Raw genomic sequence first — 20,716 nt, 5'->3', positions numbered from 1 at the left:
CCGGAAGAGGGTCTAGAACGTCTGCTGATACGATGCAGCGGCCGGAGAAGCACGTGCGAGGATGGCTAAGCGTTGTACTGCCCATTCTGTCGCTCGTCGCGATAGGAATCTACTGCGTCATACCGCACCCGACCTATGATGATGCCGTACTCAACAGCATAGCGATTGAAGCGCAGCGACTGATGGCAACTTACCCGATCAGTCCGGGCGCGGGCTTCGTCGAGGTGCCACAGGATGAATGGCCTTCGGTGATTGCCAGCCTTCAGCCAGCCACCGTGATGATATCGAGCGCCACGGTTGAGATTACGACCAAACCATTCTTCGACGGAGGCTGGGGGTATGGCTTCGCAGCCGAAAAGCAGAGCCTGACGATGCTTCCGGAATGCTGGTCGCATTTGGGCCATAACGTGTACTGGCATAGCCCCTGCTAACCTTCTTGGTCGGCAGCCAATCTACCCGCATCGAAGCGCATCTCCCGCTTCCCCGCCTTATCCCGCCCGCATCGCCACCCCTCGCACGAAAGCCGCCACCACATCCGCATGCGTCACCGGCAGCATGTGGCCACCGTCCACCAGCTCCAGCCGGCACCCCGGGATCGTCGCCGCGGTCGCCCGACCGTGCATCTCGGGGTCGAGCACCGCGTCCTCGCGACCGAACAGGATGCCTGCGGGAAGCGACAGCTCGCCATAATGCGCGGCCATCCAGGCGATCTCCGACTTGGCGTTCATCACTTCGAACGATCCGGCGCGATAGCTTTGCGGGCGGGCGGACAGCGCGCCGCCGCCCCTCGTCACAAAGTCGGCGGGGACCGGATCGGGCGCGAACACCGCACGGGCGACGACCGGACCGGTCAGCATCGCGCTAGGCACCGCAAGCGTCCAGGACAGCACTTCGCGGACGCCGGCGGGCACGACCATGCCCGCGAATTGTGGCGGCGCGGTCTCGACCGGCTGGGTGAGCGGCGCGATCAGCGCGACGCCGCCGAAGCGGCCGGGCGCCGCCAGCGCCGCCGCCAGCACCACCGCCCCGCCCAAAGAATGGCCGACCAGCACCGGCGACTTCAGCCCCAGCCGATCGGCGACCGCGACGACGATCCGCCCCTGCTCCAGGATGTTCGGTCGCCGCCCCTTGACCACCGAATGACCCCAGCCCGGCCGGTCGATCGCGACGATGCGATAGTCGGCGGCGAGCTTGTCGGTCAGCGCATAGGTGAAGTTGCGAAGCTGGCCCATCAGTCCATGGACCATCAGCAGCACCGGCGCGTCCGGCCGGCGCGAGCCGAGATCGACATAATGGATGCGCGCGCCCTCGACCTCGACGAACTCGCCGTCGGGCGGGACCGCGCGCTCGGCCGATCGCGCCGCGAGCGCCGACCACAGGGCCAGTCCGCCGCCGATCGCGCCCGCCGCCACCGCGGCGACGCCCCATCCGTTCGTGCGCTTCTCGGCCATCTGCCGCTCCCTTACTCGGCCGCCGCCAGCGCTTCCTCGCGCTCGCGCGCCTGCCGCGCCCACATCTCGGCATAGATGCCGCCCTGGCGCAGCAATTGCGCGTGATTGCCCTGCTCGGCAACCCGCCCTTCCTCCAGCACGACGATGCGGTCGGCGTGGACGATGGTCGACAGGCGGTGGGCGATGACGATGGTCGTGCGGCCGCGCTCGATCGCCTCCAGCGTCGCCTGGATCTCCGCCTCGGTCCGGCTGTCGAGCGCGCTCGTCGCCTCGTCCAGGATCAGGATCGGCGGATCCTTGAGCAATGTGCGCGCGATCGCCACCCGCTGCTTCTCGCCGCCCGACAGCTTCAGGCCGCGCTCGCCGACACGTGTGTCGTAGCGGTCGGGCAGGCTCTCGATGAAGTCGCCGATCGCCGCCCCGCGCGCCGCGGCGGCGATCTCTTCGGGCGCCGCGCCCTCGCGGCCATAGGCGATGTTGTAGCCGATCGTGTCGTTGAACAGCACCGTGTCCTGCGGCACGATGCCGATCGCCGCGCGCAGGCTGTCCTGGCGGACGCGGGCGATATCCTGTCCGTCGATCAGGATGCGCCCCGCCTGCACGTCGTAGAAGCGGAACATCAGCCGCGCGATCGTCGACTTGCCAGCGCCCGAATGGCCGACGATCGCCACCGTCGCACCCGCCGGCACGTCGAGGTCGATGTTCTTCAGGATCGCGCGATCGGGCTCGTAACCGAACACCACGCCCTCGAACCGTACCGCCGCGTCGCCGACGACCAGCGGCGGCGCGCCCGCGGGATCGCGCACCTCGGCGCCGGTATCAAGCAGGTCGAACATCGACCCCATGTCGATCACGCCCTGGCGGATGGTGCGATAGACCCAGCCAAGCATGTCGAGCGGGCGGAACAGCTGGCTGAGCAAGGTCGACACCAGCACCACGTCGCCCGGCGTGAACCGCCCGGTCGACCAGCCCCAGGCGATGACGCCCATGCCGATCGCCAGCATCCCGTTGGTGATGACCGACTGGCCAATGTTGAGCCAGGCGAGGCTGTTCTCGCTCTTGGTCGCGGCATTGGCATAGGCGCGGACGGCACGCTCGTACCGCTCCGCCTCGCGCTTCTCGGCGTTAAAATACTTGACCGTCTCGAAATTGAGCAGCGAGTCGACCGCGTGCGCGACCGCGCCGGTATCGAGGTCGTTCATCGCCTCGCGCAGCTTCTGGCGCCAGTCGGTCACGACCCGCGTGAAGGTGATGTAGATCACCACCATCGCCAGCGTCGAGGCGACCAGCCACCAGCCGAACCGCGAGCCGAAGATCTGGAGGACGAGCCCCAGCTCCAGGATCGTCGGCGCGATGTTGAACAGGAGGAAGTAGAGCATCGTGTCGATGCTCTTGGTCCCACGCTCGACCACCTTGGTGATCGCGCCCGTCCGCCGCTCGAGATGGAAGCGGAGCGAGAGTTGGTGGAGGTGGCGGAATACTGCGGCGGCAAGACGCCGCGTCGCGTCCTGCCCCACCCGCTCGAACACCGCGTTGCGCAGATTGTCGAACAGCACCGTGCCCAGCCGCGCGGCGGCATAGCCGATGACGAGCAGCACGATCAGCGTCGCGGCGCTGCGATCGCCGCTCGCCATCCCGTCGACCGCGCCCTGCAGCGCGAACGGCGCACCATAGACCTGCACCAGCTTCGAGCAGAGGACGAAGATCATCGCGACGACGATCCGCACCTTCAGCTGCGGCGCATCCTTGGGCCACAGATAGGGGAGGAAGCGCCGCACCGTCGGGATCAGCGGCCGCTCGACGGTGGAACTGGTGGTATCGATGGGGGGCATGCGGGCGCCAATCTGGGGTGCGGCGCGGGGACATGCAAACCTTGCCCGAAAAAGCAACGAAAATCTTTGCCTTGCGTTGATGGGTCCGGAGGCAAGGACGATGGAACCGCTCTATTTCGTAATGGCAATCATGGGCTGCGGCGACGCCGGCAGCGCATGCGAGCAGGCACGCGTCGAGCCGGTTCGCTATCGCAGCGTCCTCGAATGCCAGGCGGCGATGCCCGACGCACTCCGGCGCAACAGCGACCTGTCGTTTCCCGAACTGACGGCGGCGTGCCAGCAGCAGGGCATGCGCATGGCGGAGGCGCCGGGGAAGCCGCGGGGTTGAGCACCCGCCCGAAGCATCACACACGTCATCCCAGCGCAGGCTGGGATCGTCGCTTTAGCCACCACGAGGTCCCAGCCTTCGCTGGGATGACAGGTTTTCTTCCTCGTCACCCCGGACTTATTCCGGGGTCCACTGTTCCCCGAACCTAGCGGCGGCTTGGCTGGCGGAGGTGTGGACCCCGGAACAAGTCCGGGGCGACGTCGGTACCTAGCGTGGTCGCCTCACGGACTCCCCTTCCCCCCATGCGCGCCCACCGCCGTGCCGGTGGAGAAGCTCGTCTCGTCCGACGCCATCGTCACGAACAGCGCGGCGAGCTCCGCCGGCTGGCCCGCGCGGCCCATCGGCGTGTCCTGGCCGAACTCGCCCATCTGGCCCGGCAACTGCCCGCCCGCGACCTGAAGCGGGGTCCAGATCGGGCCGGGCGCGATCATGTTGACGCGGATGCCGCGCTTGGCGAGCTGCTTGGCCAGCCCCTTGGTAAAGATCAGGATCGCGCCCTTGGTCGAGGCATAGTCGAGCAGCTCCTCGCCCGGGTCATAGCTGTTGACCGACCCCACGTTGAGGATGACCGATCCCGGCACCATGTCGCGCGCCGCCGCGCGGGCGATCCGGAAATAGGCATAGATGTTGGTCTCGAACGTCCGCACCATCTGTTCGTCGGTGATTGCGAAGATGTCGGGCTTGGACTGCTGATAGGCAGCGTTGTTGACGACGATGTCGAGCCCGCCCAGCCCCTTGCGCGCCGCCGCCACGATCGCCTCGCACGCCGCCAGCGTACGCAGGTCGCGCGGAATCGCGACCGCGCGGCGGCCGGCCTGACGGATCAGGTCGACGACCTCGCGCGCGTCGGGCTCCTCGTCGGGGTGATAGTTGATCGCGACGTCGGCGCCCTCGCGCGCATAGGCGATCGCCGCCGCGCGGCCGATGCCCGAATCGCCGCCGGTGATGAGCGCCTTGCGCCCCGCGAGGCGCCCCGACCCGCGGTAGCTCGCCTCCCCGCAATCGGGCTTGGGCGTCATCTTCGACTGGAGGCCGGGCCAGGGCTGCTTCTGTTCGGGAAACGGTTCACTGGTATATTTGCTGCGCGGGTCGGTGAGCGGGCGCGGCGCGGCGGGCGCCTGGCCCTGCGCCTGTGCCGCCAGCGGCAGGCCGGTACCCGCCAGGCCGAGCGCCGCGCCGCCCAGCACTGCGCGCCGTGAAGTGGTGCCGTCGCTCATCCGCCGCTCCTGAAGTCCGCCGCGCCGAAGATCGGCGCGCCCGTTCAACGGGCGAACGCGGAGTTGGTTCGGCAAAAACAAGGACTTGCCAGGGCCGCCCGGACCAAAGCCGGTAAGCGGCGCGCGGCGTCCGGAACGACGCCCCTGGCCTCTCGTTGTTCGGGCATGACTGAGGAGGCCTGCTTGAACGACGCTCTCGACCTCGCCCGCCTTCGCCTGAAGGCGTTCCGCGGCGATGCGCCCACCGACCGCGTGCTCGACGCCGTCTCGGGATTGACGGCCGGCGACGTCGACGCGCTGCTGGCAGCGTGCCGCGCGCCGACCGACCTGGAGCCCGGCGGCAGCCTCGACATCGACGACCTGAGCGGGAACGCCTGAGGGTTCCGGACCGCCTAACTTCATCCGTCATGCCGGACTTGTTCCGGCATCCACCGCGCCGCGTACTCAGCGGCGCCTAGGTTTGCGGGCCGGTGGACCCCGGAACAAGTCCGGGGTGACGTAGACGAGGGATGCTCTGCCTCGCGCCGAGTCACGGCGCGCATTCTGAGCCTTACAGTGATTCGTCACCCCGGACTTGATCCGGGGTCCCGCTACTTTGACCGACTGCAACGAAGAAGTGGGATCCCGGATCAAGTCCGGGATGACAGCACGTGCCTCAGCCCAGCGCCGCCTGCTTCTCCGCCGCCAGCCGGTCGAGCTCGGCGCGGCTCTTCTTCTCCGCGGCGGTCTTCAGCTGGCCGCAGGCGGCATCGATGTCGCGGCCGCGAGGCGTGCGGACCGGCGCGGAGATGCCGCCCTCGAACACGATGTTCGAGAAGGAGCGGATCCGATCCGGCGTCGAACATTCGTAATCCGCGCCAGGCCACGGATTGAACGGGATCAGGTTGACCTTCGCCGGCAGCTTGTAGTGGCGCAGCAACCGGACGAGCTCGTGCGCGTCGGCGTCGCTGTCGTTCTTGTCCTTCAGCATCACATATTCGAACGTGATGCGCCGCGCATTGTTGGCGCCGGGATAGTCGGCGCACGCCTGGAGCAGCGCCTCGATCCCGTATTTCTTGTTGAGCGGCACGATCTCGTCGCGCACGTCCTTGGTCACCGCATGGAGCGAGACGGCCAGGTTGACGCCGATCTCCTCGCCCGCGCGCGCCATCATCGGCACAACGCCGCTGGTCGACAGCGTGATGCGCCGCTTCGACAGCGCCAGCCCATCGCCGTCCATGACGATCTTCAAGCCATCGCGCACCGCGTCGAAATTATAGAGCGGCTCGCCCATCCCCATCATGACGATGTTGGTGAGAAGGCGCCCGTCGGGGCTCGACGGCCATTCGCCGAGCGCATCGCGCGCGAGCATCACCTGTCCCACGATCTCGCCCGCGGTCAGATTGCGGACCAGCCGCATCGTGCCGGTGTGACAGAAGCGGCAATTGAGCGTGCAGCCGACCTGGCTCGACACGCAGAGCGTTCCCCGATCGGCATCGGGGATGAACACCATCTCGTAATCCTGCCCGTCGGGCGAGGTGAGCAGCCATTTGCGCGTGCCGTCTTCGGAGACCTGCGCCTCCTTCACATCGGGCCGCCCGACGACGAAGCGTTCGGCCAGCCACGGATGCTGCGCCTTGGCGATGTCGGTCATCAGCGTGAAGTCGGTGACGCCGCGATTGTAGATCCAGTGCCATAGCTGCTTGGCGCGCAGCTTGGCCTGCTTGAGCTCCATGCCCGCGCCCTCGAGCGCCGCGCGGATCGCCGCCTTATCGAGCCCGACCAGGTCGACACGCCCATCCGGCCGCGCCGCAGGGGCCCGCGCCACCGGCACGGGATCGATGTGCCCGGGAATGGGCATGGGGGCGGCCGAAGCTGTCTGCATGCGGCGCGATATAGTCGAAAACGCGCGCTGGCGCTAGGCTGGTGCGCGATCGGGCGGTCGCCGATCACCGCCGCTGCGCCGGCGCAGCACTTGGCCGTTGATCAGCAAGGCGAGCAGCGGATGCCGCGCGACGACAACGCCGTGAAAGGCAAAGGCGATTAAGCCCACCCCAACGACGGCAAGGCCGTATTCAAGAAGCGGCGACCATGCGACGCGACTGGCGATCGCATGAGCGACATAGATCAGCGGATAATGCAGCACATAGATTGTGAAGGATGCCGCACACAACTTGGCGACCAGGGTCGAGTGCCGCTTAATCCGAAGCGCCGATCGCATCACCAGAAGAACAGCAGCCGCAGGGCAGATCGCGCCATAGATGATCTCGATCGCGACCTCGATCTGCGGGCGTGACCCGCTTGGGATCATCGGTGTCAATATCAGACGCCAGAGAGCGTAAACCCCGGCGAGCGCCAGCAGGAAAAGCGCGGGCTGACGCGCGTCGACCAACATCGTGCGGCACAGGCTGGGCGATGCCGAAAGCGCCATTCCGAACAGATAAAGCGGCAGATACCCAAAAATGAGCCTTAGATGGAGTGACATTGGTGCGTAGGGCGCCGGTACCAACACGATGACGCCCGCAGTTGTAACGGCGATCAGTACCAGCATCAGCATCGTCAGCATCAGGCTGACCTTGGTCTGTCCTTGGCGACGGATCGTGACCAAGCCTCGACGGATCGTTCGACGCGAGATGTGGCGGACTATTACGAATGCCGCCGCTTGATAAATCATCAGTCCGTAGAGGAACCAGAGGTGGTGCCAGTCGAAGATCAACCGCGCGCGTTCATCGGCGATTTCCCTCGGATCGTGGGTGAGCCACCAGATCGTCGGCGAAATCGTTAAAACGCCGAAGACTGCCGGGATGCCGATCCGAATCGTCCGCGCCTGCAGCCAACGTGATGGCTCGCGGTGACGCAACGATCGCTCGGCAAGGTATCCGGCGATGGTGAAGAACGCCGCCATGCGGAACCCGCTTGATGCAAACGCGACCATCTGAAGGATGACGAGATCCGGGTGCAGCATGACGCCGTGCACGAACAATCCGCCGAGCAGCAACAGCGCTCGCCAGAAGTCTAGACCGGGAAGGTGCTGACGGCTCATGAAACGTCGGATGCGGACGCCTTGCAGCGCTCTCCATGGTGCGCGAGCACTTCTGGAAGCACTTTGCCGATCGATGCGGACCAGATTTGATAGCCCGCCTTGTTCAAGTGGATGCCGTCGTCGGTGAAATAGGGCCCGGGCCGACCGTCCGCCATCAATTGGCTTGCCAGGTCGAGATAGACGAGATCGCTCTGACGCGCCGCAAACGCCTTGATCCGGCGGTTGAAGTCCTGCTGCAGCCCGAGATCGCGCCAACGTGTCGGCGAAGCCTTGAGCGACAGCACCAGCATCTGGGTTGCGCCGTATCGCGCGCGCTTGGCTGCGACGAAGCGTTCAAAGTCTCGAAACGCGGAGTCGACGTCTCGCTTGAACGCCAGATCGTTCTCGCCCGCATAATAGACGATGCCCGCTGGTGGCATGCCGGGCGGTTCGGCGATCAGCCGGTCGGTAATTTCGCTCATCGTAGCGCCACCGATGCCGCGGTTACGCGCCTCCCAAGGCGCCATATCTTCCGCCATAGACCGCCAATTGGCGATCGACGAACTGCCGATGAACCAGATCAGGCAATCTTTCGAACGCGCGGGAACCGGCGCAGTGGGCAATGGCGTGCCCGAAATCGCATCGGCGATACGGTGGTTCTCGTCCAGCCGCCCAAACAGCCAACCCGTCATGACGGCCAAGAAAAATGCTAGGGCGATGATGATCTTGTAGGGGAGCGATGTCTCTCCGCCGTGCGCCTTTATCGCCATGGTCGTCCTCAAGCCGTTGAATGACGACAATAATGGCGGCATGATTAAACATCGTTAAATCGCCGCCGGATCGATGCGCCGCGAGCAACCGCCATCACCCTCCGCCCTATTCTCGCCCCGCTTTGTCCGGTAGCGGACGCTCATGTCGCTCATCGATCGTTTCCTCGCCCGCGCGATCCGCCGCGGCGAGCTTACCGTCACCTTTCCCGGCGGGCGTACCGCCACCTATGGCACGCCCGATCCCGAGCTCGGCCACGTCGCGATCCGCTTCGCCGACGGGCGCGCGCTGCGCCAGCTGCTCGCCGACCCCAGCCTGGGCGCGGCGGAGGCGTTCATGGACGGGCGCCTGCTGATCGAGCGCGGGGACATCCGCGACTTCCTCAATCTCGCCACCGCCAACAACCGGTGGGAGGAAGGGCGTGGGACGCTGGACGTCAGCCCGCTGAAGCGCGGCGTCGATGCCGTCCGCTTCCGCATCGACCGCATCAACATGGCGCGCCGGTCGAAGCGCAACGTCGCGCACCATTACGACCTGTCCGATCGGCTCTACGACCTCTTCCTCGACGTCGACCGCCAATATAGCTGCGCCTATTTCAGCGACCCGTCGATGCCGCTCGAGCAGGCACAGGTCGACAAGAAGGCGCATATTGCCGCCAAGCTGGCGATCGAGCCGGGGATGAAGGTGCTCGACATCGGCTGCGGCTGGGGTGGGATGGCGCTCTATCTTCACCAGCAGACGGGCGCCGAGGTGTGCGGCATCACCCTGTCGGAGGAACAGCTCAAGGTCGCGCGCCGTCGCGCGGAGATGGCGGGCGTCGACGGCAAGGTGCGGTTCGAGCTGATCGACTATCGCCACCTGACCGGCCAATTCGACCGGATCGTTTCGGTCGGCATGTTCGAGCATGTCGGCCCGGCGCATTACCGCACCTTCTTTCGGAAGTGCCGCGATTTGCTGACGCCCGAGGGCGTGATGCTGCTCCACACGATCGGGCGCGCGGGGGGCCCCGGCACGACCGACGCCTTCACCGCCAAGTACATCTTCCCCGGCGGCTACATCCCCGCCCTGTCGGAGATCGCGCGCGGGCATGAGGGGCTGCGCATGTTCCTCACCGATGTCGAGGTGCTGCGGCTCCATTACGCCTATACGCTAGAGGCCTGGTACCACCGCGTCGTGGCGGCCAAGGACGCGATCGTCGCGCTCTACGACGAGCGCTTCTATCGCATGTGGACCTATTATCTGGCGGGCAGCGAGGTGAGCTTCCGCCATGGCGGGCTCGTCAACTACCAGCTCCAGTACGCGCGCGACCGCCACGCACTGCCGCTCACGCGCGATTACATGATCGACGGCGAGCGGGCACTGGGCGAGCAGAAGGTGCCGCAGCCGGTGGCATGAGGCGGGCGGCGGGCGGCCCGCTCGCCCCCCCGTCCGCGTCGAGACCACCCTCCCTGGGGGGAAGGTGTCGGCGCTTCAGGCCGCCAGGGCGTGCGCCTGCGTGTCGGCGAGGGTCGTGCCGTCCAGGATGCGTGCGGTCTCGTCGCGCACCCGCGCCATCGCGATGCGGATCGCGCAGGTCGCCTCGTCCTTGCAGTCGGTGCAGGGGCGATAGGCGGTGCGGCTGACGCACGGCACCAGCGCCAGCGGCCCCTCGATCGTGCGGATGATCTCGCCCAGCGAGATGAGGTGCCCCGGGCGCGCCAGCCGGTACCCGCCCGCCTTGCCGCGGGTGGAGTAGAGGAAGCCCGATTCGCGCAGGTCGGCTAGGATCAGCTCGAGGAACTTGCGGGGGACATTGGCTTCGGCGGCGATGCGGGTCATCGGCACGGGGGCGCCGTTGATCGGCTGTCCGGCAAGGAAGATCATCGCGCGGAGCGCGTACCGCGAACGCTGCGTCAACATGATGCGGTTTCCCATGCCACCGCTTTGCGGCGGTGGAAAGGCGAAACCGCTCTTTTCCGATCGGATTTGGCGAACGACGCCGCTCTTTTCTTTGCCGCGCGATCGCCTATATCGGTCGGTGCCGGCTCGTCCGGATATGGCGATAAATTGTAGTGTGTCATAGACGCAGCGGACCCGGGGGCAGTACCCGGCGGCTCCACCAGAAATGGTGGTGGAACTGGACACCGTTTCTGACGGGGCCGAACCAGGATCGACGTGTGTTGAAAAGCGCTGCTTTCGCCCGGAATGGGACCACCGCAACGGCCCATCTCACAAGTGCCAACGATAACGAGGCGCTCGCGATTGCGGCCTAACCCAAGACCTCACGGTCTAGGTTAGATTGACAAAAGCGCGGTTCGGACCGCACCGGGCAACAGAAGCGGATACCGGCGGCCGCCGGGGGGGCCGAGCAACAGAATCCCCCCGGACCTTTCCCGTGATTTGGCGCAGCGGCGCGCCCAACCCTCCATCGTCACCCCGGACTTGTTCCGGGGTCCACTTCACCGCCAGCCAAGTCGCCGATGGGTACGCGGCACCGTGGACCCCGGAACAAGTCCGGGGTGACGGTTGAGCGTCGGATTGACGAGGCGCCTCTACCCCAGCCACCCGCCCGAGAAACCGGCTCGTTCAAGACCACGGCGAATGTATGGGTTCCGCCGCATCGTCTTCCAGACGAGCCCCGTTCGATGGTTCTCGATCATCGCGACGATCGGGCCCTGGTCGATCCCCAGCCAGTCCTTGTCGACCCAGCCCACGCCGGGGCGCAGCTCGCCATGCTGGAACGGCTCGGGCGGGCGTGACTGGATCGTCGGGTTGAACGCGTCGAGAAAGCCGTATTTGCCGTAGAGCCCCGTCCCGTACCGGCGATAGATCGCCGCCACCGCCGGCTCGACGATCTCGGGCGCGAACGGATAGCTGCCGAGCAGCGCCGTCGGCGCCAGCGTCCCGTCGTCGCGCTCCCCCGGCCCACGCGCGGAATAGCTGAAATACTGCCGCCCGCCGGCCTTGAAGTCGCCCGGCCCATCGCACGCGGTCAGTCCCCAGCAATCGGCGCCATAGCCGGCCCAGCCGCCCGCATTGTCGATCGCATATTGCCGCTGCGCATAGGCGGCGCGGCGGCTGTTCTCGAAATAGTCGATGCCCTTCTCGCGCATCAGCGGATCGCGGATGCCTTTGAAGTCGATCCAGACGTGGCTGTACTGGTGCCCGAACATCGGCGCGAAATGGAGGTATTCCTGCCCCCAATGCGTACCCCAACTCGCGCGGAAGCGGTCGGCGACCGCCACCCAGGTGCCGTCGGCCAGCGGGTGCGTCGGCGATCCCAGGCCGAGCACGTAGAGGATCATGCCCTCGTTGTAGATGTTCCAGTCGCTGGGGATGAACCCGCTCTCGGGATGCCAGCCCATCGAGACGAAGGGCGGGCGCGGCGTGATCCAGTCCCATTCGACCGCGCGGTAGAGCTGGTCGGTGAGCGCCCGGATGCGCGCCTCGACCGCATCGTCGCGATCGTACCAGCTCTGCGCGAAGAGCACCCCGCCCAGCAGCAGCGCGGTGTCGATCGTCGACAGTTCCGCGCGGGCGAACCGCCACCCCTCGGTCACGCCGAGGAAATGGTAGAAGAACCCCTTGTGGCCGCTCCGCCGCGTGGGCTCCGGCCCCATCGGCGCGCCGGCGAAGAACTCCAGCGTCTTGAGCGTGCGGTCCCGCCCCGCCCCGCGGCTGATCCAGCCATGGCTCTCGCCGATCGGATAGGCGGTGAGCGCATAGCCCACCGCCGCGATCGACGCGAAGCTCGGGGTCGGCCAGCGATCGGGAGCGAGGCCCCGCTCGGGATCGGTCGTGTCCCAGAAGAAGTCGAACGCGCGGCGTTGGATATCGTCCATCAGCGCGGCGACGGGAACGTCGGCTGCGGGCGGCGCGGCACTGCTGCCAGACCCCGCCACCAGCGGGTCGCCCCGGCGGGGTGCGGCGCAAGCGCCCGCCATCCCCGCCAGGCCGATCCCGGCGGAGCTCATGAAACGGCGTCGGTCGAACAGGGCGACCTCCTCTTGGTTACGCGAACGATGGTGCCGGGGCGGACTTCAGGGGAGAGGGGACCGCCCCGGCAAGGACCGGCATCAGAAGCGATAGCCGACCCTGAACTGGACGCGACGCGGCAGCGTCAGCAGGTTGTTGCCGATATCGGCCGGCACAAACGGATCGAACACCTGGCCGGTCTCGGGATTGATGCGAAGGTTCACGCCCTCGTCGAAGCCGGAATAGTTGCGGCTGTTGAAGGCATTGAGCAGGTCGACCGCGACCTCCAGCTCGCCGCCCAGGATCTTGGGCTTGTTCGACAGGGTCAAATTGACCTCGCAGAAGGCGAAGATGCCGATGCAGTTCTTGCGCGGATAGGCGGCGGAGAACTGGCGCTGCCCCGGCTCGGTCCCGATGGTCGTATCGATCACCTGATACGCCGAACCCGACCCAAAGGTGCTGAGCGTCGAGAACTGGAAGCCGAGCGGCAGGTCGGCGATGCCCGTCACGACGACGCGGTGGCGCTCGTCGCCCGGCGCGGTCCGCCAGCCATAATCGTCGGGCGTGATCTCATCCAGGCTGAACAGCCCGTCATTGTTGATCTCCGACTTGGACAGCGTGTACGCGATCGACAGGCCCCAGCCCGACCGCTCGGTATAGGTCTTGTCCAGCGTGACGAAGAGCGCCTTGTACCGCGTGTCGAGCCCGTCGAACCCGATCAGCGCGTTCGAATAGCCGTTGGCGACGACTGGCGCGGTGTTGCAGCAACCGCCCAGGCCGCCATTGTTCCGGGTCGCAAACAGATAGGTATAGCCGTTGCGACCGCGCTGATACGAGCCCGAGACCGACGCCTGGAACGGTCCGATCTTCTGCCGCACGCCCAGGCTGAACTGGTCGTTGACCGGCGGGCGCGCGTCGTTCTTGGTGACGAGCAGCTCCGGCAGCGCGGTTTCCGGGTTGGTCGCGATCAGCTGGATGAGCCCGTCGCGCGTCAGATAGCTGTCGTTCCACGCGACCGTGGGCAGGCCGTTGCGCGGCGTCCCGTTCGGCGAGAAGCGGAACACGCCGATCGGGTTGATCGTCCGCGACAGCTCGTCGACCGTGTTGTTGAAGTTGTTGCGGTCGTAATAGCGGCCCGCGCCGCCGAAGATCACCGTCGTTTCCTCGCCGGTCAGGTCATAGGAGAAGCCGAAGCGCGGCGCGATCGCGCCGGTGAACGGCTTACGGTTGCGACCCGTGCTGATGTAATCCTCTGGGTTGAAATAGTCGGTCACCGGCAGCGCGCGCAACGCCGCGGCCGCGTTGGCCGGCGTCACGAACTTGTTGTTGTTGGCGTTGGTCTCGTAATCCCAGCGCACGCCGACGTTGAGCTGCAACCGGTCGGTCACGTCCCAATCGTCCTGCGCATACAGGCCAAGCTGCGTGTTCGAGCCATAGATGCGCCCGTTGCCCAGCCCGAGCCGCGCCTCCGCCGGGAAGCGGAAGGTCAGGTCGTCGGTCGGATCATTGGGCGTGCCGGCATTGTCACCGCGGCGGAAGGTATAGCGCGGCTGGATATAGGCGTTGTTGTTGAACTCGATATCGGTGACCTCGACGCGCACGCCCCACTTGATCGCGTGCCCCTCAATCCCGGTATAGGTCGTGTCGTTGCGCAGCGTGTAGCTCTGCTGGAGCTCGCGCCGGGTCGAATCCTTGCCGCCATAGATGATGACCCCGTCATAATCGAACGTGGCCAGGTCGGGATTGATCGACGTCGGGTTGAACTCGTAATTCAGATAGTTGGCGTTGAACTCGTTGATGAAGTTGTCGCCATTGTACGTCCACTTGAACAGGTACGTATCGACCAGGTTGCGCTTGTTCTCGGCATTCTCGAACGAGACGTTGCCGCCGAAGCCCTGGATGTCCGTCTCTTCGCGGCGGCTGAACGACAGGTCGAAGGTCTGGTTGTCGTCGGGGGTCAGCGTCAGCTTGCCGAAGTAGAAATCCTGGCGGAACGGGCTGACGAACGCGCCCTCGAACTCCGACAGGCGGCGGCCCGAGAAGCGCTCGAAATCGTCGATCGCCGGCTGCTGCGCGGTCGAATCGACGTTGAACGCGCGGTCCTGGTCGTTGCCCTCATAGGCGAAGAAGAAGAACAATCGGTCCTTGATGATCGGGCCGCCCAGCGACACGCCATACTGCTTGCGCTCGAACGCGGGCTTGAGCCGGCCGTTGAGCTCGTCGAGGAAGCTCGTCTCAGTTAGCGAGCGGTCGGTATACTGGCCGAACACCTCGCCATGGAACTCGTTGGTACCCGACTTGGTGACCGAGGTGATGATGGCGGAGCCCGCCTGCTCGTACTCGGCCTTGTAGTTCTGCGTCAGGACGCGGAATTCCTGGACGGCGAGCTGACCGAACGGATTGCCGCGGCTGTTCTGCTGGCCGGCGACGCCGCCCTCGCGCAGCTTGTTCTTCAGGCTGACGCCGTCGATGAAGACGTTGACCTGGCTCGCCGCCGACGCACCCGCACGAAACCCCTTGTCGGTCTCGCTGTCATTGTAGCGGACGCCCGGCGCGAGCGCGGCGAAGCTCAGGAAGTTGCGGTCGGTCTGCGGCAGGATGCGGATCTGCGCCTGGCTGACGTTGGTCGCGACCTCGCTCGTCTTGACCTCGCGAAGCGCCGAGCCGGTGACGATGATGTCGTCACCCGACGCCTCGACCCCGCCGCCGACGACTTCGCCTTCGGCAGGCGTCTCGCCGGGCGCGGGGACGACGGGCGGCGCGCCGTCGGCGGGCGCGGGCGCGGCGGCGCCCAGCGTCACGTCGAACGTCGCCGACTGGCCGATCGCGACGGTCACGACACGCTCGAACCGCTGGCCGTTCGCCTCGACACGCAGCGTATAGGCGCCGGGACGCAGACCGTTGAAGATATAGGCGCCGTTCGCCGCAGTGGTCGCGGTCAGCGTGCGGTTGGTCGCCTGTGCCACCACGGTCACGGTCGCGCCCCCGACGGGCGCGCCCGCGCTGCGCACGATGCCGCGCAGGCTGGCCGTCGTCGTCTGCGCGGCGGCCGGCGCGGCGAGCGTGATGGTGGTGGCAAGCGCGGTGGCGCCGCCGAGCAGGATGCGGAATGCGTGATGCTTCATCATGATCTTGTTACCCCTGAACCTTGTCCCTCTTTGACCGGGGACATGCAGCCTCTCAGTCGGCGCCCGCGCTTGCGCGGACGACCAGCCTCGGAACCATTGCTTCGACGAAATGATCCTCGCCGCCGTCGATCAATGCAGCGAGGCGCACGACCGCGCGCGCGCCGGCATCGGCAATGCCGACACGGATGGTGGTCAGCGCCGGGCTGACCAGCCGCGCGAGCGGGATGTCGTCGAACCCGGCGACCGCGACGTCGCGCGGCACGCGCAGCCCCGCCTCGCGAAGCGCGACCATCGCGCCGATCGCCATCATGTCGTTGGCGGCGAAGATCGCGTCGAACCGCTCGCCGCCCGTCGAAAGCTCGGTCGCGGCGGCGGCGCCCGATGCTTCCTCGAACGTTCCGGCGACGATACGCGGCTTCAATCCAGCGCGTGCGATCGCGTCCAGATAGCCGCGGCGCCGCTCCTCGGCATCGATGTTGCCGTCGGGACCCGCGACATGGACGATCGCGCGGCGCCCGCCGGCGACCAAGTGATCGACCATCGCCGCCGCACCCGCGGCATTGTCGATGCGAAGCTCCGCGCGCTGCTGCTGATTGGGTGCGCAGTTGACGAGCACCGCGGGCACGCTGGCGGGCAGATGCTGGCCGAGCACGTCGGCATCGACCTGCGGCGCCATCACCACCAGCCCGTCGACGCGCCCGCGCATCGCGCGCAGTGCCTCGATCCCCTGCTCGGGATCGGCATGCATGTTGGAGAGCAGCAGGTGAAGGTGCCGTGCCGACGCCTCACGATCCATGCCGCGGACGAACTCGGAGAAGAACTCGCCGTGCAGGTCGGGGAGCACGACGCCAATCGCGCCGGTCCGCGACAGGCTCAGGCTGCGAGCGCCGGCATGGGGCACGTATCCCAGGCGCTTGGCCGCATCCTCGACACGCGCGCGCAGTTCCGGACGGACATTGTCGCGGCCATTGAGCGCACGCGACGCCGACGCAACCGACACGTCCGCTTCGCGCGCGACATCGCGGATGGTGGCATTCGCCATTCGGTACGCACCCTCTCGACCTGAAACCTTGTTGGAGCGGCAGGGGACCATTCGGCTCCTTCGCCCTTGCTGAAACCGGTTACATGAAACTATGACCCGCCGCAACAACGATTCATCGTGGCCGTTTGAACGGTCATCCGAAGAGAGGAGACGCCCCTTGCCGCACTCGCCCCGCCTGTCCCGCCGCGCCCTGATGATCGGTGCGGGCGCCGCCGCGGCCTGGGCGACCTCGCCCGCGCGCGCGCTCCTCGCCCAGGCGACCGAAGGCGGCGTGTCGGCGCGCGTCCGCGATCTGATCGCCAGGATGACGGTCGAGGAAAAGGCGGGCCAGGTGACGCTGATGGCCGCGGCCTGGGCCGGCGGCGCGGCGACGACGCTCAACCCGCCCGCGGGCAACAACAGCTTCGAGGGGCAGCTGGAGGAGACGCGGACGGGCCGGCTGGGCGGCGTGTTCAATGGCAATGGCGCGGCGATGGCGCGACGGATGCAGACCGTCGCGGTGCGCGAGTCGCGACTGAAGGTGCCGCTGATCTTCGCCGCCGACGTCATCCACGGCTTCCGCACCGTCTTCCCGATGCCGTTGGCGGAGGCAGGCAGCTTCGATCCTGACCTCGCCGAGCGCACCGCCCGAGCCGCGGCGGTGGAGGCGACCGCGGCGGGCATCGACTGGAACTTCGCGCCGATGGTCGACATCGCCCGCGACCAGCGCTGGGGCCGCGGGATCGAGGGCGCGGGCGAGGACGTGCTGCTCGGCCGGCTGATGGCGACCGCGCGCGTGCGCGGGTTCCAGGGCACCAAGGGCCTTACCGCCGACGATGCGATGGCGGCGTGCGCCAAGCATTTCGCCGCCTATGGCGCGGCGGAGGCGGGGCTCGACTATAACAGCGTCGACGTGTCCGAACGGACGCTGCGCGAGATCTATTTCCCGCCCTTCCAGGCCGCGTTCGATGCCGGCGCCGCGACGACGATGGCGAGCTTCAACGAACTGTCGGGCATCCCCGCCACCGCCAACAAATGGCTGCTGACCGACCTGCTCCGCAAGGAGTGGAATTGGGGCGGCCTCGTCGTCTCCGACTATACCGGCGACATGGAGCTGATCGACCACGGCTTTGCCGCCGACGAGCGTGAAGCCGCGAAGCTCGCCTTCCTGGCGGGTGTCGACATGTCGATGCAGTCGAGCTTCTACATCCGCCACCTACCCAACCTCGTCGCCAAGGGCGAGGTGCCGATGGCGCGACTGGACGAGGCGGTCGGCCGCGTGCTGGCCTTGAAGGAGAAGCTCGGCCTGTTCGACGATCCCTTCCGCCGCATCGATCCCCGGCGAGAAAAGACGCGCATCCGGACGAAGGCGCATCTCGCCCTCGCCCGCGAGGCCGCGGCCAAGTCGATCGTACTGCTCAAGAACGAGGGCGACCTCCTCCCCCTTCCCCGCTCGGGCAAGCGCATCGCGTTGATCGGCCCGTTCGTGCAGGGGAAGCGCGAGCTGATCGGCCCGTGGAACGTCTATGGCACCGATGCCGAGGCGACCGACCTCCTCACCGGCGTCCGCGCCGCCGTCTCCGACGCCAGCCTCGTCACCGCAGTCGACGGCTCGGCGATCGACGCGCCGATCGCGGGCGGGATCGAGGCCGCCGTCGCCGCGGCACAGGCGGCCGACATCGTCGTCCTTGCGATCGGCGAGAGCCAGGGCATGTCGGGCGAGGCACAGTCGCGCACCGACATCGTCATCCCGTCCGCTCAGATGGCGCTCGCTGAAGCGGTCGCCGCGACGGGCAAGCCGATCGTCGTCGTGCTGCGCCACGGCCGCGGCCTCGCGCTCCACGGCGCGGTGGTCGAGGCGCCGGCGATCCTCGCGGCGTGGTTCCTGGGGTCGGAAAGCGGCCCGGCGACCGCCGACATCCTGTTCGGAGTGCAGAGCCCGTCGGCACGCCTGCCCGTCAGCTTCCCGTTCGAGAGCGGGCAGTCGCCCTATCACTACGCGCACAAGGCGACCGGCCGTCCCAATCCCGGCGACAAGCCCGAGCCCTACAAGGCGCATTTCCGCGAGACGCTCAACCGCGCGCGCTTCCCGTTCGGGCACGGCCTCACCTATGGCCGGATCGCTTATTCGAACCTGGAGGCCGGCGGCGGGGTGCTGAACGCCGGCGGCACGATCGAGGTGGCGGCGACGATCACCAACTCGGGCACGCGCGCGGCGGAGGAAGTCGTCCAGCTCTACATCCGCGACGTCACCGCCAGCATCACCCGGCCGGTCCGCGAGCTCAAGGCGTTCCGCAAGGTTCGCCTCGCCCCCGGCGCATCGCAGCGGGTGGCGTTCACGCTCCGCCGCGACGACCTCACCTTCATCGGCACCGACCTCAAGCCGACGGTCGAGGCGGGCAAGTTCCGCCTCTGGATCGCGCCGTCGGCAGAGGCGGAGGGCGTGTCGGGCGAGTTCACGCTGGCATAGGATCCTCCCCGGCACGGGGAGGGGGACCGCCGAAGGCGGTGGAGGGGTATCGCCGCGAGCGTAGCGCCTGCGGCCCGCCCCCTCCGTCAGCCTACGGCTGCCACCTCCCCGTGCCGGGGAGGATCAGTTCGATCTCAACACTCCACCACATTGGCGGCGAGGCCGCCCTGCGCGGTCTCCTTGTACTTCTCGCCCATGTCGAGGCCGGTCTTGCGCATCGTCTCGATCACCTCGTCCAGGCTGACGCGGTGCGTGCCGTCGCCGAGCAAGGCGAGCCGCGCCGCCTCGATAGCCTTGATCGCGCCGACCGCATTGCGCTCGATGCACGGCACCTGCACCAGCCCGCCGACGGGATCGCAGGTGAGGCCGAGATTATGCTCCATCCCGATCTCGGCGGCATTCTCGACCTGCTCGGGTGTGCCGCCCAGCACCGCGCACAGCCCCGCCGCCGCCATCGAACACGCAACCCCGACCTCGCCCTGGCACCCGACCTCGGCGCCGGAGATCGAGGCATTCTCCTTGAAGAGGCTGCCGATCGCGGAGGCCGTGAGCAGGAAGTCCTCGGTCCCGCGTGCAGACGCCCCCGGCACCATCCGCTCGTAATAGCGCAGCACCGCGGGCACGATCCCGGCCGCGCCATTGGTGGGCGCGGTGACGACGCGGCCGCCCGCGGCATTCTCCTCGTTGACCGCTAGCGCCCAGAGGTTGACCCAGTCGATGACCGACAGCGGGTCGGCGAGCATCATCTCGCGCCGCGCCATCAGCCGCTCGAACCCTGCCGCGGCACGCCGCTTGACCCGGAGCCCGCCGGGCAGGATGCCGTGGGTGCGCATCCCGCGGTCGATGCAGTCGCGCATCGCCTGCGCGATCGCCGCCAGCCGCTCGGAAAGTTCGGCCTCGCCGATCGCGGCAAGCTCGTTGGCGCGCTGAACCTCGGCCACCGATCCGCATTGCCGCGAAGCCGCGAGCAGGTCGACGCCCGACCGATACGGAAAGGGCGGGTCGTCCATCATCGCCGGCCCGGCATTGCCGCGCACCGCATCCGCCTCGACCACCGCGCCGCCGCCCACCGAATAGACGACGCGCTCGGCGACCATAGCGCCGCCCTCATCGAACGCCGCCAGCCGCATCGCGTTGGAATGAAAGTCCATCCGCTCGAACATGCGCCATTCGATGTCGATCGCCGGGTCGAAGTCCGCGCGCGCCCCGCCGGGCAGCGTCACGCAGCGCTCGCCCTCGACCCGCGCGACGATGCCGTCGATCGCATCGGAATCGACGGTTGCGGGCCGGCAACCCGACAGCCCCAGGACCACCGCACGGTCGGTCGCGTGCCCCTTCCCCGTCAGCGCTAGGGAGCCATAGAGGTCGACGTGCAGCCGCGCGACCGGCGCATCGCCCAGCCCCTCGACGAAGTCGCACGCGGCGGTCATCGGCCCCATCGTGTGCGACGACGACGGCCCGACGCCGATCTTGAACAGCTCGAATACGCTTGCGACCAACGCCGCCTCCTCTCCGCGTCGCGCGCTGGCGACGCGGAAGGATAACG

General features: G+C 67.4%; 16 protein-coding genes and 1 other RNA gene. 6 read left to right on the top strand and 11 right to left on the bottom strand.

What is annotated here, in order from left to right; translation table 11 throughout:
* The first annotated feature begins 32 nt into the window (after positions 1-32).
* Entirely contained in the window at positions 33-431 is a 399-nt protein-coding gene (locus tag RS883_RS03790) for a hypothetical protein (protein WP_315762827.1), read from the top strand.
* A 57-nt stretch (positions 432-488) separates the two neighbouring features.
* Here the strand turns inward: RS883_RS03790 and RS883_RS03785 are convergent, their stop codons facing one another.
* Positions 489-1,451 (bottom strand): alpha/beta hydrolase, encoded by a 963-nt coding sequence (locus RS883_RS03785; RefSeq protein ID WP_315762825.1) that lies wholly within the window; start codon positions 1,449-1,451, stop codon positions 489-491.
* 11 nt (positions 1,452-1,462) lie between these two features.
* Entirely contained in the window at positions 1,463-3,283 is a 1,821-nt protein-coding gene (locus RS883_RS03780) for an ABC transporter ATP-binding protein/permease (protein WP_315762823.1), read from the bottom strand.
* A gap of 100 nt (positions 3,284-3,383) precedes the next feature.
* Between RS883_RS03780 and RS883_RS03775 the strand changes: the two genes are divergently transcribed.
* Positions 3,384-3,611 (top strand): hypothetical protein, encoded by a 228-nt coding sequence (locus tag RS883_RS03775; protein ID WP_315762821.1) that lies wholly within the window; start codon positions 3,384-3,386, stop codon positions 3,609-3,611.
* Positions 3,612-3,832: 221 nt separating this feature from the next.
* Here the strand turns inward: RS883_RS03775 and RS883_RS03770 are convergent, their stop codons facing one another.
* Positions 3,833-4,828: an SDR family oxidoreductase gene (locus RS883_RS03770; protein ID WP_315762819.1), complete on the bottom strand. Its 996-nt coding sequence runs from the start codon at positions 4,826-4,828 to the stop codon at positions 3,833-3,835.
* Positions 4,829-5,011: 183 nt separating this feature from the next.
* Here RS883_RS03770 and RS883_RS03765 point away from each other — a divergent pair, with 183 nt between their 5' ends.
* Positions 5,012-5,206, top strand: a complete 195-nt coding sequence (locus RS883_RS03765; protein WP_315762817.1) for a hypothetical protein — start codon at positions 5,012-5,014, stop codon at positions 5,204-5,206.
* Positions 5,207-5,483: 277 nt separating this feature from the next.
* Here the strand turns inward: RS883_RS03765 and rlmN are convergent, their stop codons facing one another.
* Genes rlmN through RS883_RS03750 form a run of 3 tightly spaced genes read right to left on the bottom strand, consistent with a single transcriptional unit; the run spans position 5,484 to position 8,599 of the window.
* Positions 5,484-6,692, bottom strand: a complete 1,209-nt coding sequence (rlmN, locus tag RS883_RS03760; RefSeq protein ID WP_315762815.1) for a 23S rRNA (adenine(2503)-C(2))-methyltransferase RlmN — start codon at positions 6,690-6,692, stop codon at positions 5,484-5,486.
* 33 nt (positions 6,693-6,725) lie between these two features.
* Positions 6,726-7,850, bottom strand: coding sequence for an acyltransferase family protein (locus RS883_RS03755; protein ID WP_315762813.1), 1,125 nt, complete (start codon positions 7,848-7,850; stop codon positions 6,726-6,728).
* Complete coding sequence (locus tag RS883_RS03750) at positions 7,847-8,599, bottom strand: GDSL-type esterase/lipase family protein (RefSeq protein WP_315762811.1); 753 nt, start codon at positions 8,597-8,599, stop codon at positions 7,847-7,849. The genes RS883_RS03755 and RS883_RS03750 overlap by 4 nt, the downstream gene beginning before the upstream one ends.
* Before the next feature lie 142 nt (positions 8,600-8,741).
* Here RS883_RS03750 and RS883_RS03745 point away from each other — a divergent pair, with 142 nt between their 5' ends.
* A complete protein-coding gene (locus RS883_RS03745; RefSeq protein WP_315762809.1) occupies positions 8,742-9,992 on the top strand; it encodes a cyclopropane-fatty-acyl-phospholipid synthase family protein in 1,251 nt (416 codons plus the stop codon).
* A 75-nt stretch (positions 9,993-10,067) separates the two neighbouring features.
* Here RS883_RS03745 and RS883_RS03740 read toward each other — a convergent pair whose 3' ends face one another.
* On the bottom strand, positions 10,068-10,496 hold the full coding sequence (locus tag RS883_RS03740) for an Rrf2 family transcriptional regulator (protein ID WP_315764955.1): 429 nt from the start codon (positions 10,494-10,496) through the stop codon (positions 10,068-10,070).
* A gap of 81 nt (positions 10,497-10,577) precedes the next feature.
* Between RS883_RS03740 and ssrA the strand changes: the two genes are divergently transcribed.
* Positions 10,578-10,923, top strand: a transfer-messenger RNA (tmRNA) gene (ssrA, locus tag RS883_RS03735).
* Positions 10,924-11,128: 205 nt separating this feature from the next.
* Here ssrA and RS883_RS03730 read toward each other — a convergent pair.
* The 3 genes from RS883_RS03730 to RS883_RS03720 form a co-directional block, all read right to left on the bottom strand.
* Positions 11,129-12,571, bottom strand: a complete 1,443-nt coding sequence (locus tag RS883_RS03730) for a glucoamylase family protein (RefSeq protein ID WP_315764950.1) — start codon at positions 12,569-12,571, stop codon at positions 11,129-11,131.
* Positions 12,572-12,652: 81 nt separating this feature from the next.
* The gene (locus RS883_RS03725; protein WP_315762807.1) at positions 12,653-15,676 is read right to left on the bottom strand and encodes a TonB-dependent receptor; all 3,024 of its coding nucleotides are present in this window, start codon (positions 15,674-15,676) and stop codon (positions 12,653-12,655) included.
* 55 nt (positions 15,677-15,731) lie between these two features.
* Positions 15,732-16,721: a LacI family DNA-binding transcriptional regulator gene (locus tag RS883_RS03720; protein ID WP_315762805.1), complete on the bottom strand. Its 990-nt coding sequence runs from the start codon at positions 16,719-16,721 to the stop codon at positions 15,732-15,734.
* Between the two features lie 193 nt (positions 16,722-16,914).
* Between RS883_RS03720 and RS883_RS03715 the strand changes: the two genes are divergently transcribed.
* The gene (locus RS883_RS03715) at positions 16,915-19,170 is read left to right on the top strand and encodes a glycoside hydrolase family 3 N-terminal domain-containing protein (RefSeq protein WP_315762803.1); all 2,256 of its coding nucleotides are present in this window, start codon (positions 16,915-16,917) and stop codon (positions 19,168-19,170) included.
* A gap of 134 nt (positions 19,171-19,304) precedes the next feature.
* Here RS883_RS03715 and RS883_RS03710 read toward each other — a convergent pair whose 3' ends face one another.
* Positions 19,305-20,669 (bottom strand): L-serine ammonia-lyase, encoded by a 1,365-nt coding sequence (locus RS883_RS03710; RefSeq protein ID WP_315762801.1) that lies wholly within the window; start codon positions 20,667-20,669, stop codon positions 19,305-19,307.
* Positions 20,670-20,716 lie beyond the last annotated feature (47 nt).

The organism is Sphingomonas sp. Y38-1Y (genome assembly GCF_032391395.1).
In the GTDB taxonomy this organism is placed as follows: domain Bacteria; phylum Pseudomonadota; class Alphaproteobacteria; order Sphingomonadales; family Sphingomonadaceae; genus Sphingomonas.
This window is presented reverse-complemented; position numbering and strand designations above follow the sequence as displayed.